At 72.1% G+C, this 12,122-nt stretch carries 8 protein-coding genes and 1 pseudogene; 3 read left to right on the forward strand and 6 right to left on the reverse strand.

Going from position 1 to position 12,122, the window contains the following annotated elements; translation table 11 throughout:
* Both BA175_RS30450 and BA175_RS07480 read right to left on the reverse strand, forming a co-directional pair.
* A pseudogene (locus BA175_RS30450) lies at positions 1-190 on the reverse strand (methylmalonyl-CoA carboxyltransferase); the annotation flags it as partial.
* Positions 191-482: 292 nt separating this feature from the next.
* Positions 483-4,334 (reverse strand): endo-alpha-N-acetylgalactosaminidase family protein, encoded by a 3,852-nt coding sequence (locus tag BA175_RS07480; protein ID WP_069170503.1) that lies wholly within the window; start codon positions 4,332-4,334, stop codon positions 483-485.
* A gap of 764 nt (positions 4,335-5,098) precedes the next feature.
* Here BA175_RS07480 and BA175_RS07485 point away from each other — a divergent pair.
* Positions 5,099-6,310 carry a glycoside hydrolase family 64 protein gene (locus tag BA175_RS07485; protein WP_175420835.1) on the forward strand — a complete coding sequence of 404 codons (1,212 nt, stop codon included), beginning with the start codon at positions 5,099-5,101 and terminating at the stop codon, positions 6,308-6,310.
* 80 nt (positions 6,311-6,390) lie between these two features.
* Here the strand turns inward: BA175_RS07485 and BA175_RS07490 are convergent, their stop codons facing one another.
* Positions 6,391-6,912 (reverse strand): hypothetical protein, encoded by a 522-nt coding sequence (locus tag BA175_RS07490; protein ID WP_069170505.1) that lies wholly within the window; start codon positions 6,910-6,912, stop codon positions 6,391-6,393.
* Between the two features lie 224 nt (positions 6,913-7,136).
* Between BA175_RS07490 and BA175_RS07495 the strand changes: the two genes are divergently transcribed.
* Positions 7,137-7,757, forward strand: a complete 621-nt coding sequence (locus BA175_RS07495; RefSeq protein ID WP_069170506.1) for a YceI family protein — start codon at positions 7,137-7,139, stop codon at positions 7,755-7,757.
* A gap of 122 nt (positions 7,758-7,879) precedes the next feature.
* On the opposite strand, the gene BA175_RS07500 is transcribed toward BA175_RS07495, so the two are convergent.
* Positions 7,880-8,482: an SAM-dependent methyltransferase gene (locus BA175_RS07500; RefSeq protein ID WP_069171996.1), complete on the reverse strand. Its 603-nt coding sequence runs from the start codon at positions 8,480-8,482 to the stop codon at positions 7,880-7,882.
* Positions 8,483-8,571: 89 nt separating this feature from the next.
* Entirely contained in the window at positions 8,572-9,612 is a 1,041-nt protein-coding gene (locus BA175_RS07505; RefSeq protein ID WP_069170507.1) for an NAD(P)/FAD-dependent oxidoreductase, read from the reverse strand.
* Between the two features lie 314 nt (positions 9,613-9,926).
* Between BA175_RS07505 and BA175_RS07510 the strand changes: the two genes are divergently transcribed.
* Positions 9,927-10,505 (forward strand): MSMEG_1061 family FMN-dependent PPOX-type flavoprotein, encoded by a 579-nt coding sequence (locus BA175_RS07510; RefSeq protein WP_069170508.1) that lies wholly within the window; start codon positions 9,927-9,929, stop codon positions 10,503-10,505.
* A 212-nt stretch (positions 10,506-10,717) separates the two neighbouring features.
* Here the strand turns inward: BA175_RS07510 and BA175_RS07515 are convergent, their stop codons facing one another.
* The gene (locus BA175_RS07515) at positions 10,718-12,115 is read right to left on the reverse strand and encodes a hypothetical protein (protein WP_069170509.1); all 1,398 of its coding nucleotides are present in this window, start codon (positions 12,113-12,115) and stop codon (positions 10,718-10,720) included.
* Between the last annotated feature and the right edge of the window lie 7 nt (positions 12,116-12,122).

Here is a 12,122-nt window from a genome sequence, read left to right on the forward strand (position 1 = left end):
CCTCCTTGAACGAACCCTCGTCCAGCAGCAGCGCGATACGCTCCCGGGCCGTCAGCTTGCCCTTGGCGTGCTGCGCCTCGGTCGCCCGATCACCCGGCCCGCGCCGGGCCTGCTCGCGCAGGGCCAGCAGTTCGGCCACCCGGCCACGCGTGTCACTCGGCTCGCCCGGGATTTCGTCCACAACGGTCATGCATCGACCCTACGAACCCGGCCACACGAATCCCGCCGTCCACACCGGACAGTCTCCTGCCCCGTTTCCTGGTGGCACCTGACAGAAGCGGTGCGCCGCGCAGCCCATCCACCAGCTCACGGGGCTGTTCGATTGTGGAGGTCCAACAAACGCCTGAGTATGACGCACGTCACATCGCAGTGCGCGCGCCACGCCGGGATCCACCGGTGCGGGGGAGGCGGGACCCCAGAATGGCAGAGGGCGGTGCCGGATCCGGCACCGCCCCCGGGTCCGTGCGGGTCACCCGCCGCGCTCAGCTCCCGCAGTGGAAGCGCGCCGCGCCCCAGTCGGCGTGGTCGTTGCCGTTGCCGTCCCCGCCGTCGCCGACGACCAGGTCGACGTAGGCGGCGCCGGTGAGGTCGGCCGTGAGCGACCATGCCGGGTCCGTCGCCCGCAGCACGGGGGAGATCACTTGCTCCGTGCCGTCGGCCCTGACGGAGAACGTCACGCTGCCGCGCGAGGTCTGCGCGTCGTCCACACCGACCTCGGCGGTGAAGGAGGTGCACTTCCCGCCCAGGTAGTAGCGGACCTTCGCCGGGGCGTGGGTACCGAGGCCCTTCCCGTAGGTGACGCCCCCGATCCGCAGCGGGCCTCCGTCGCCGGTGCCCGTCTCCCCGTTGGACAGGTTCCGCTCGACCGGTCCCCACCCGTTCTCGGACGCCGTCCAGTCCATGTCACCGGCCCAGCTGTCGGTGACCGGCGGTGGGGGCAAGGTCCGCACGGCGGCCTGCGCGCCGAGGGTGCGCCGACTGCCGTCGACCGTGTAGGAGGCTCCGGCGCGCAGGGAGTACGTCCGGTATGCGGCGTCCGCCGGCGGGGTGACCTCCCAGCTGCCGGTGGCCCGGCCGCCCGGGGCGACCGGGCCCGGCGTGACTGCGCCCGCGGGCCGGGCGGTCCAGCCGTCCGGCAGGTCCAGCGTCAGCTCCACCCCGGTGGCCGCGGCCGTCTCGTGGTTGGTGAAGACCGCCTCGACCGTGTGGGGCTCCCCGGGCACGAGGGTCTCCCCCTCCGGTGCCACCGCGAGGGTCGCGCAGGCGCTCCGCTCACCCGCGGGGACGGCACCGAGGTCGGTCACGGTGAACCCGTCGAGGACGAAGTCGGCGCCGTCGGGCGCGTCACCGAGCTTGCGCAGCCCGGTCCAGGTGTCCCCGCAGCCCGCGGTGAGGGTCTGCGAGAAGTGGCCCGTGGTGAGCTGCCGGCCGATCGGCGTCGTCCGGGTCTCGGTGGAGACGGGTGGGCCGCCGGTACCGGACCGGTCGTAGCCGTCGACCCACGCGTACGCACCTGCGTGGCTGGACACGTAGTCGAACTCGACCTGGTAGCGGTGACCGTCGGTCATGGGGACGGTCCAGGGCGCGGTGCGGTGGACGAGGCCCGCGTTCTCCTCGTGGGACTTGAGGGACTCCTTGCCGCCGAGCACGTCGTCGACGAGCTTCCCGTTCCAGCCGGCCTGCGTGTACGGGGCGTGCAGCTGGGAGATGCTGGTGCGGGGGTCGGTGGAGCCGCCCGCGTCCCCCTTGACGAAAGGCCCCCAGCCTTGGTCGACGTCCTCGAAGTCCTCGTACACGACGGTGCCCGGTTTCGTCGCCGGGGCGTTGGCGACGACGCGTACGTCGTCGGCCCGTACGCGTGCGGTGCTGCCCGCGTCCGCCTGGATCCGCAGGACGGTCCGGCCGTCCGCGGGGGCGGTGAAGTTGACCTTGGCCCGCTGGAAGTAGGTGCCGTGCCGCTCGGAGGCGGCGACGTGGTCCTCGACCGTGGAGCGTTCCACGGTGACGGACTTCCCGCCGGCCGAGAGGGTGGTACGCCTGTTCTGCCCGGGCTCCACCTCGACAAGGGCCGAGGCGGTGTGACGCGTCCCCGGCTTCAGGCCGGTGATGCGCTGCGAGACCGCGGCCGCCGCGCTCCCGGAGAGCAGGGCGCTGTGGTGGCCGAGGCTGTCGGTGTCACGGGTCACCGTGCCGGTCCGGGACCAGTGGTCCAGCCCGGCGTCGTTGAAGCCGGGGTCGCGGACGGGGGTGTCCTGGCCCCACCGGGGGTCGGCCGCCTTCGGTGCCGCCTCCGGGTACAGGACGTACGGCTGCCCCGGGTCCGCCGTCAGCGTGATCCTCCCGCCGGTGGGCCGGACGGCTCCGGTCTTGACCCGGCCGTTGTCGGTGAGCTTGTGGACGGAGTACGAGCCCTTCCCGGGCACCTCCCAACTGGTCGTCCCACCTGCTTTGTTGTAGTGGTAGAGCTTTCTTCCGCCGTCCCACGGCAGGAGGTAGCCGCTGCCGCTGAGGACCTTGCGGCCGTGCTCGTAGAAGGTCCGGCGGCCGTCCTCGGTCGTGCCGCGCACCCCACCGGTGAAGGTGATGTCGTTGCCGTCCCAGCGGGTGATCTTCTGCCGCTGGAGGTACTTGGCGGGCAGGTTCCGCTGCCAGATGTTGTCGTAGAAGGCGTTCCAGTCGGTCTCGCCGGTCCAGCCCTCGAACTCCTCGAGTGCGCTCCGGCCGAGGACCGGGTCGTCGTTCCAGGTGTCCTTCTCGTTGTTGCGGATGAACCTGATGATCTTCGAGTTGAGGCCCTTGTTCGTCTCGCCGCCGTAGTTCAGGTCGTTGGCCCAGTGTGACCAGAGGGTGCCCCGCTCGAACTTGTCGGACCACTCGCTGGCCACGTTCCAGCCCTGCTGCTGCATGGTCCGCAGGGTGCGGTCGGCGATCCAGCCGTGCGAGTAGTAGACGTCGACGTAGAGCAGGCTGAGGTTGGGGTCCGTCTCGTCGCGCAGCTGCTGGAGCCGCCGGGCGAGGCCGCCGCTGTTGATGTCGCGGCGCTGGTCGATGTAGTAACTCTGGTTGAGCCAGTTCCAGCCGGGTTTCGTCCGGTCGACGAGCTGCTCGTCGAAGGCCGCGGCCTCGGGGTAGGACTCGGTGGCGTTGATGTGGACGCCGAAGGTCGCGCCCCACTTCCTGCCGCGCGCGAGGAGGGCGTTGAGGTCCTTCAGCCCGCCGGCCCGCTTGTTGTAGTTCCCGCCGTAGTCGGGGTGGGCGGAGTCGTGGCCCTCGGAGCCGTAGCCCTTCAGCAGCGCGAGCTGGCCGAGGCCGTCCGTGGCGAGCGAGATGCGCTTGACGTCGTCCAGGGTGCGCAGGAAGGGATGGGTGGCCTGGCTGGCGAAGTTGAACGGGATGTGGGTGACGACCCTGTTCGCCGTGTCCTGGCCGCCCGGCGCCATGATGCCGATGCTCCGGAAGGCCACGGCACCGTCCTGCCAGTCGACCGCCCCGTCCCCGTTGGCGTCGGGGGTGACGACGACCTTGGCCCAGGGCAGGTCCGCGCCGCCGGCCGGCGCGGGCGCTCCTTCGCCGCGGTAGGTCCACTGGCCCGACCCGACGCCGACGCGTACCGTTCCGTCGGCTTCCCTGCGGGTCTCGTGCCGGAACCGGGAGTCGTCGCCGCCGGTGGCGCCCGAGGGTTTGTCGTACGAGGAGTTGGACTCGATGGCCGCAGCGAGCGAGCCGGTGTTGACGATCGCGTAGGCGGCGCCGAGCGGCGCGGGGTCGGCCGGCGTGTCCGCGGTGATGTCTCGGAAGACGTCCGCGGTCTTCGTGGCGTCCGGGTCGAGGCGGGTGAAGGCCGTGGCGGCGCCGGTGTCGGTGGAGGCGACCGACATCAGGTCGTGGCCGGGTATCTCGAGAGTGCCCACCCGGAAGTCCACGGTGTCCCGGACGGCGGTCACCGCGAAGGTGGTGGTGCGTCCGGAGAGGGTGAGCCCGGCGTCGATCTCGACGCCGGGCAGGTCGGCGAAGGCCAGGGTGTACCGGGCCGCGCCGGCGGTGAACCGGGGCGCGCCTTCGAGGTGCACGGGGTGCGCGGTGCCGTTGAGCGTGACGGCGGTGACCGGCCGGGTGCTGCCGGTGAGCCGGCCGCCCGCCCTGTCGGTGTACGACAGGACGCGCGGGAAGTCGTCGGCGACGGCCACCGACAGCTCTTCGGACGTCAGGACGGCACCGGCCGCGGTGGTGGGCGGCGGGTCTGCGGCCGCGGCGGGGAGGCCGGTCCCCGCGAGGGCCAGGACTACGGCTGAGGCGGCGGCCACTGAGGCTGCCGAACGGAATCTGGGCGACATGGGAACTGAGTAACGCGGGGCCGGGCCAGCCGGTCAACGGCTTCCGGCCTCAGGGGCCGTACCAGTCCAAGAGCCTCGCGCGTTAGTCCAAGTGAGCTTGCGGCGAAGGGCGGGAGCACTCCGGCTGCGCACAGGGCGGGTGGGCACGGTGGGTGGGCACGGCGGGCGGAGTACAGCGGGTTGGTGCGCACGGGGCGCGGGCCCGGCGGGCACGGACATACGGCCGGCACGGGGCGCGGGCCCGGACGGCGGACGAAGGGGCGGCCCGGCGCCCTCAGCCGGGGGACGGAACAGCTCGCCGGGCGGCCGGGCCCGAGGCCGACGTACAGCCGAGGGGTACGGGATCGACCGTCTGCGGCTGACCGGCAAGGCGCGGGGCCGGCAGGGGGTGAGGCCGGCAGGGCGCGGAGGCAGGCGCGGGCACGCGGCCGGCACTGAGCAGTCGGCAACCGGCAACCGACGGACACCGCACACGCACAAGCCCAGCGGCCGGCCGAGGTGCCCCGGCGGAACTGCCCACGCGTTCAGTTCCTGTTCACGCGGCGCACACGACGAGCGACCCGGAGTCCTCGAACTCCCCTTCACAGCGCCGAGTTGTGAAGAAAGGCGCACCCCTGAGAGCGCTCTCAGTCATAACTCTTGACGCTCGCCACCGGCATGGCGAAAGTGGTGGGCACCGCAGACGACCCCCCACTGCGTCACCTCCCCCATGCTTCCGTCTGCGGCCCCCACACCTCGGGAGTCCCTTCGTGATCTCACGCAGAATGTTCCTGACGGGCGCCGCCGCCTCCGCGACCGCGCTCTCCTACCCCCTCTGGGGCAGCGCCCTGAGCCCGCGCGCGTCGGCCGCACCCGCCACATGCGAACTCGCCCTGGAGAACCGCTCGCTGCCCGGCACGGTGAACGCCTACGTCACCGGTCACGAGCAGGGCACCGACCGCTGGGTCCTCCTGCGTGCCGACGGCAGCGTCTACCGCCCCGACTCGCCCGGCGCCCCGCAGACCCCGCTCCCGGTGGACTGCGCCATCCCGCTGAAGCCCGCCGGCGCGGGACCGGTCGTCCTGACACTGCCCCAGATGTACGGCGCCCGGGTGTACTTCGTGCGGGACGACACGCTGGACTTCTACCTGAACCCCGGCCCGTCCCTGGTGGAGCCCGCCTTCGCGACACCGACCGACCCGAACTACGGCCGCACCTGGTCGTTCTGCGAGTTCACCTTCAACCCGCAGCAGATCTACGCCAACATCAGCTACGTCGACCTGGTGACGGCCCTGCCCATCGGCCTCACGGTGGAGGGTGACGCCAGGCACACGGTGGCCCCGCTCCCCGACGGCGCGGTGCAGCGGATCGCCGACGACCTCACCGCCCAGGCCGCCGCCGACGGACAGCCCTGGGACAAGCTGGTCACCCGGGCCGCGGACGGGCGGGTGCTGCGTGTCGTCTCTCCGCAGAACCTGATGGCGCCGTTCTTCGACCGGCCGGACCAGATGCCCTTCCGGGACCTGTTCACCGCGCAGATCGACCAGGTCTGGGAAAAGTACCGCTCCACGGACCTGCGGATCGACCTGCAGGGGGGCCGGCCCACGCTCACCGGCCGGGTCAGCGGGGACGTCCTGACGTTCGAGGGTGGCCACACGTTCGTCAAGCCGACGTCCAAGGACATCTTCACCTGCAATCACGGACCGTTCACGAACAACCCCGGGGACTCCGACGACAAGAAGGCGATCCTGGCCCGGCTGGCGGCGGGCTTCAACCGGTCGATCATGCTGAGCCACCCCAGCCAGCCGAACGGCACCTCGGTGGCGGACTACTACCAGGGCGCGGTCACCAACCACTGGTCGCGCGTGGTCCACGCGAACTCCCCGATCGGCTACGCGTTCCCCTACGACGACGTACGCCCGGACGGCCAGCCGGACGTCTCCGGAGCCGCCCACGACGGCAACCCCCGCCGCTTCACGGTGAGCGTCGGTTCCTGACCGGCTCACGGACGGCATGAGGCCCGCCCGCGTCCCACGGACGCGGGCGGGCCTCATGCGTTCCCCCGTGCGGTTCAGGCTCAGCAGCCGCCGCAGTTGTAGTACGTCACGTCCCAGTGGTTGCCCTCGTCCGCGTAGATGTTGCCGGAACCGGACTTGTACTGGGGGGCGCCGTCGCCCCGCAGGCCGATGTAGCTGAACGCGCTCTTCACGTAGTTCGTGAGGCAGGTGCTCTTGGCGAAGTCGAGCTTGTAGCCGTTCCAGTGCGAGTAGGTGCCGCTCGCGTGCCCGGTCTCCGTGCCGCCGGTGATGTTGAGCCCGCAGCCCGTGGCGCTCTTCAGGGTCTGGGCGCCCTGCGCGCTGGTCAGGTTCAGCTGCTCGAAGGACGTACAGGTGGAGTTGTACCGGTCGGAGCAGCCGCCCGAGGACGACCAGGTGATCCCGGACGAGCTGAAGCGGGAGGTCGCCTGGGAATGGGTCAGCTTGGTGACGGCGTGTGCCTCGGTCGCGCCGCCGAGGACGCCGACGCCGGGCGCGAAGAGCGCACCGAGGACGAGGGCGAGGGCGGTGAGGGCCGAGCGGAGTCGGGGGCGGGTCAGCATGGACTTCCTCCTGCTCATGACAATCAGGGCAGGAAGATCCTGCCCTGTTCTACGCGCGTCCGCCAGTGGGCGGCAGCATCACGGACAACCCGGGGGGCGAATTCCGGACCGGCCTGGACCCTTGCTGTTGAACTTTGAACAAGATAGGTCTACAGTCAATCTCGTTGAAGGTTAAACAAACGCCTCCACAGCCACCCGCCTGAACCGTCCCCCGAGGAGGAGCCATGGCTCTGTTCACCCGTAAGACCAACGCCGCCCCGTCCACGACCGCCGCTCTCCCGGTGGACCCGGCGCTGGCCGCCCTGACCGGCGTGTACACGATCGACCCGGCGCACAGCAGCATCGGCTTCACCGTGCGCCACGCCATGGTCACCAACGTGCGCGGTTCCTTCGGTGAGCACGAGGGCACGCTGACGCTGGACGGCGCCGACCCGGCCAACTCCTCCGCCTCCGTGGACGTGAAGATCGCCAGCGTCGACACCGGCATCGCCGACCGCGACGGTCACCTGGTCAGCGGCGACTTCTTCGACGCCGAGAAGTTCCCCCTCATGACGTTCCGCTCCACCGGGGCGGAGCAGCTCGGCGGGGACACCTACCGGGTCACCGGCGAGCTCACCATCAAGGACGTCACGCGTCCGCTCGCCATCGACCTGGAGTTCAACGGCTCCGCCGTCGACCCTTACGGAAACCAGCGCGTGGGCTTCGAGGGCAGCGCCGAGATCCTGCGCTCCGACTGGGGCCTGACCTACAACGCGGCGCTGGAGACCGGTGGCGTGCTGGTCAGCGACAAGGTCAAGCTGAACTTCGACATCTCCGCGATCAAGGCCGCCCCGCAGGCAGCCTGACCCGCCGTACCACGCCGAGCGCCCGCCGCCCCCCTCGCACGAGGGGGAGGCGGGCGCTCGGCGTCGCGGTGGCCGTGGGTGGCCTGGAGGGGCCCGGGACGATGATCAGCGACGGCCCCGGGTCACCGCGTCCGCCGGAGCTTCAGCACGTTGTCGGTGCGGGTGGTGGGGTTCCCCTCGGGGTCGTTCTGGATCCGCTCGTACTCCTCGCCGAGCAGCACCTCCCACTCCCCCTCCGGCAGTTCCAGTGACGCCAGCACCTCGTCCGTCGTGGGCAGGACCAACCCGGGGTGGGGGTCCTTCTCCCAGGCGGGGAAGCCCGCGTGGCCGACGATGAGGAGCACGCCTCCGGGCGTCACCGCCGAGGCCGCCTTCCGCAGGATCCGCTCGCGCGGCAGATCGCCCATGGAGTGCAGGAACGCGGCCGAGACCAGGTCGTACACCCCCTCGGGGAAGGTGGCGCCCAGGTCGTGCCACTGCCAGTCGATACGGTCGGCCACCCCGGCCTCCACCGCGTGCCCGGCGGCCCGGTCCAGCGCGACGCGGGAGATGTCCGTGGCGGTGACCCGCCAGCCCTGCCGGGCGAGCCACACCGCGTCGGCGCCCTCGCCGCACCCGAGGTCCAGTGCGCGCCCCGGCTGCATGTCCTCCACCTCGCGGACCAGCATGGTGTTCGGGTTGCCGCTCCAGATCCGGTCGCTCTCGCGGTACCGGTCGTCCCACATCTCGGCGTCGGTGCGTGCCGTCCCGTCGGTCTCCGCGCCCTCGGCCGTCGCGTCGCCGGTCGTCGGGTCGTCGGTCGTCGGGTGCTCGTTCATCGGGTCTCCTCCAGTCCGTGACGGCGGTCGCCGAGCACGCGCTCGGTGACCCTTCGCTCGGCCTCGGCCGAGAAGGGGGCGCGCCGGGCGCCGACCGCCCGGCGGGTGTCGTCGGTGACGAGGTCCATGTTGAGGGCCGCTGCCGCCTTCAGCCCGGCGGCGGCGGAGCCGATGACCTGCTCCATGGGGTTGACGACGTTTCCGGCCACCCACACGCCGGGCACCTCGGTGGCTCCGGCGGGATCGGCCGCGACGTAGGTGCCGACGACCTGGCCGCCCATCTCCAGTGCCGTGGGCACCAGGCCGAGGCTCTCCAGGACGCCGGAACGCGCGGTGAAGCGTGGCTGGATCACGACTGCCTCACGCGGAATGAGCGTGCCGTCGGCCAGCCGCACACCCGTGAGCCGGTCGCCGGTCACCTCCACCCCGGTCACCTCGCCGTCCACCACGGAGATGCCCCGCGCGGCCAGTTGCTCGTACTCCTCGTCGCCGAAGTCCTTCTGCCGGTGGCGGAAGAGCGCGAGGTCGTCGGTCCACTGCCGCCACAGCAGGGCCTGGTGCACGGCCATCGGACCGGTGGCCAGGATGCCGACCGGCCGGTCGCGCACCTCCCAGCCGTGACAGTACGGACAGTGCAGCACCTCACGGCCCCAGCGCTCGGCCAGGCCGGGTACCGGCGGAAGTTCGTCGACGAGGCCGGTGGTGACGAGCAGCCGGCGCGCGTCGACGGTCCCGCCGTCCTCCCGGACCACCCGGAACCCGCCGCCCGGCAGCCGTGTCGCCGCCACCGCCTCGCCCTGGACGATCTCGGCCCCGTAGCCGGCCGCCTCCGCCCGGCCGGCGGCCAGCAGTTCCAGCGGCGGGACACCCTCACGGCCCAGGTAGTTGTGCGCGTGGGACGCCGGGGCGTTCCTGGGGTCGCCCGCGTCGATCACCAGCACGGAGCGCCGGGCCCTGGCCAGTGCCAGGGCCCCGCTCAGTCCGGCCGGCCCGCCTCCGATGATCACCACGTCGTGGCGCTGAGTCCTGTCACTCATGTGAACACCTCTCCCTCTACGGAAGAGAGTGCGCCCGCCCCGGGCGGATCGACAAACTTGATTGCCGAAACAGCAAACCCGTCCACGGGGGCCCGGAAAGCGGGCAGAACGCCCACGCTTCGGTCCGCAGCCTTACGGGAGCCGACCCACTCGGTACGGGGCCGGGGCGCGGGGAGGAGAGGTACGGGACGAGGGTCCGAGGCGCGGTGACGACCGCCCCGGGGCCGGGCGCGCACGGGACCACAAGTAAGGTAACCCTAAGAGAGCCAGGTCAGCGATCCGCTGCCGTCCACCCCCGAGCTACGGAGCTCCCCTTGTCGAACGCCGTACCCGCGGCCGCCACCGTCGCCCCCGGCCGGACCTGGGACCCGCCGGCCGGATCCGTACCCCTGCAGTCGGCGGAGCAGCTGCGGGAGATCCTCGGCACGCCGTGGCCCCTCGTGATCGACAAGGTGCACGACGAACTGACCGACGCCGACCTCGATCTGCTGGCCCGGGCACCCTTCTGCGTCGTGTCGACCTCCGACGGCGAGGGCAACTGCGACACCTCCCCGCGCGGTGGCGAGCCCGGCTTCACCCGGGTCCTCGACCCGCGCACCCTGGCGCTGCCCGACCTGCCGGGCAACCGGCGCGGGGACAGCTTTCACAACATCCTGTCCAACCCGCACGTGGGACTGCTCTACCTGATACCCGGTGCGATGACCGTCCTGCGGGTCAACGGCCGCGCCCGCATCCTTACGGACGCGCCGTTCTTCGACGGGATGACAGTGAAGGGCCGACGGCCCGATCTGGCCCTGGTTGTCGACATAGACGAGATCTACCTGCACTGCCCGGCCTCGCTGCGCCGCTCGGGCCTGTGGGCCCCGGAGACCTGGGAAGCCGCCGGCCGATAGCCCGGCGGCGCGGGGCGGGAGCGCCCGGTGACCGGCGGCGCGCCGCTCCTGAGGGCCGTCCCGCACTTCCCGGCGGGCGCGCGACGACAGCTACGGCACCTCGCCGCATTGTCGGAACGTCCCCATACATCCAGTATGCGGACGTCCCTCCGCCGTGCGATGCCCCGCATCCGACGCCGCACGCCGATCCACCAGGAAGTGCGGGACAGCCCTCAGAACCCGCCGCCGTCGAAGCCGCCGCCGCCTCCGAGGCCGCCTCCGCCGAAGCCGCCGCCGTCGCCGAAGCCACCGCCGCCGAAGCCTCCCGCGTCGAAGTCGGAGCCGGAGAAGTCGCCGCCGCCCCAGTCGCCGCCCGCGCCTGGGCCGAAGTCGCCGCCGCCGTACTCGCCCGCGTACGCCGGGGTCGACAGCATCGAGCCGAGCATCGTGCCGACGAGCAGCCCGGGCAGCAGGCCGCCGCCGAAGTAGCCGCCCGCCCAGGGGCCGTAGGCCGGACCCGCCTCCCAGTAAGGCCGGCGGCGGCCGTCACCGACGTCGACGGTGCGGCTCATCGGGTCCTCGCCCTCACGCAGCCGGACCTCGTCGGCACCGCAGACCGGGACCTCACGGGACGCGCCTCCGGACGGGGTCCACAGGACGTCGGTCACCGAGGGGCCGTGGCGGGGGTCGAAGAAGCAGGGCGGCCGGCGGACGGGGAGCTCGTGGTGCTTACGGCGGGCGTCCAGAACCGCCAGGGAGAACCGGCCGTCCTCCAGGGCCTTGGTGACCCCGCGCACGTCGGAGGGGTGCCGGGCGTTCCCCATCCTGGACTTGGCCTCCTCGTACGAGTCGAGCGCGCGCTCGTAGTCCGCGCGCATCGCGTCGTCGGCGCCCGCCTCCGCGGGATGGAAGTCCAGCCGGTCCAGGGTCTCGCCGTACGCGGTGATGTCCTCGTCCACGACGACCCGGAGCTTGTCCAGCGAGGCCTGTTCCTCCGCATCCTTGCGCCTGCGGTTGCGGTGGCCGACCGCGAGGGCTGCCGCTCCGCCGGCCACGACGACACCGCCGAGCACGAGCAGCCCGGTCAGGGGTGCGCCGCTCGTGGAGCCGGTGCCCGTGCCGCCGCCGGACCATGAGGCGGGGGCGCTGCCCCTGGCCTGCTCGAGGGCACGGTCGACGAAGGCGTTGAGCTGGGTGGCGGCGTTCGTGTCGGCGCCGGGCGCCTTGACGGCGGTCACGAGGTTCCGCACCGCCCGGGTCGGCATCACCTGCGGGTCGGCGCCCGCGTCGAAGCCGTCACCGAGGCGGACCGCGTACACACCCGTGATCCCGGTGTCGGCGCGCAGGTTCCGCAGGAGGGTGTCGGGTGGGTACTGGGACGTCGCGGGCAGCACGGCCACGAAGACCGGCTTGCCGGCATCCTTGATCTTCTTCTCCAGGGCGGCCTTCTGGGAGGCCGGGAGCTGCCCGGCCGCCGCCGGATCGACGTACACCGGGCCCCGGCGCAGGGCCTGGGCGGCGTCGCCGATCGTGGAGGGGGCGGCCTGGGCCGCGGGGGTCGTGGCCAGCACCGCCGCCGACAGCATCAGCAGCAGGCAGGCCCACAAGGGGGCGAACAGCCTTTTCCGCATACTCCGA

This window comes from Streptomyces griseus (genome assembly GCF_001715295.1).
In the GTDB taxonomy this organism is placed as follows: Bacteria; Actinomycetota; Actinomycetes; order Streptomycetales; family Streptomycetaceae; genus Streptomyces; species Streptomyces griseus_G.

Coding starts and splice junctions, on each gene's coding strand:
- BA175_RS07485 (WP_175420835.1), top strand. CDS start 5,099: ATGTTCCTGACGGGCGCCGCCGCCTCCGCGACCGCGCTCTCCTACCCC.
- BA175_RS07495 (WP_069170506.1), top strand. CDS start 7,137: ATGGCTCTGTTCACCCGTAAGACCAACGCCGCCCCGTCCACGACCGCC.
- BA175_RS07500 (WP_069171996.1), bottom strand. CDS start 8,482: ATGTGGGACGACCGGTACCGCGAGAGCGACCGGATCTGGAGCGGCAAC.
- BA175_RS07505 (WP_069170507.1), bottom strand. CDS start 9,612: ATGAGTGACAGGACTCAGCGCCACGACGTGGTGATCATCGGAGGCGGG.
- BA175_RS07480 (WP_069170503.1), bottom strand. CDS start 4,334: ATGTCGCCCAGATTCCGTTCGGCAGCCTCAGTGGCCGCCGCCTCAGCC.
- BA175_RS07515 (WP_069170509.1), bottom strand. CDS start 12,115: ATGCGGAAAAGGCTGTTCGCCCCCTTGTGGGCCTGCCTGCTGCTGATG.
- BA175_RS07490 (WP_069170505.1), bottom strand. CDS start 6,912: ATGCTGACCCGCCCCCGACTCCGCTCGGCCCTCACCGCCCTCGCCCTC.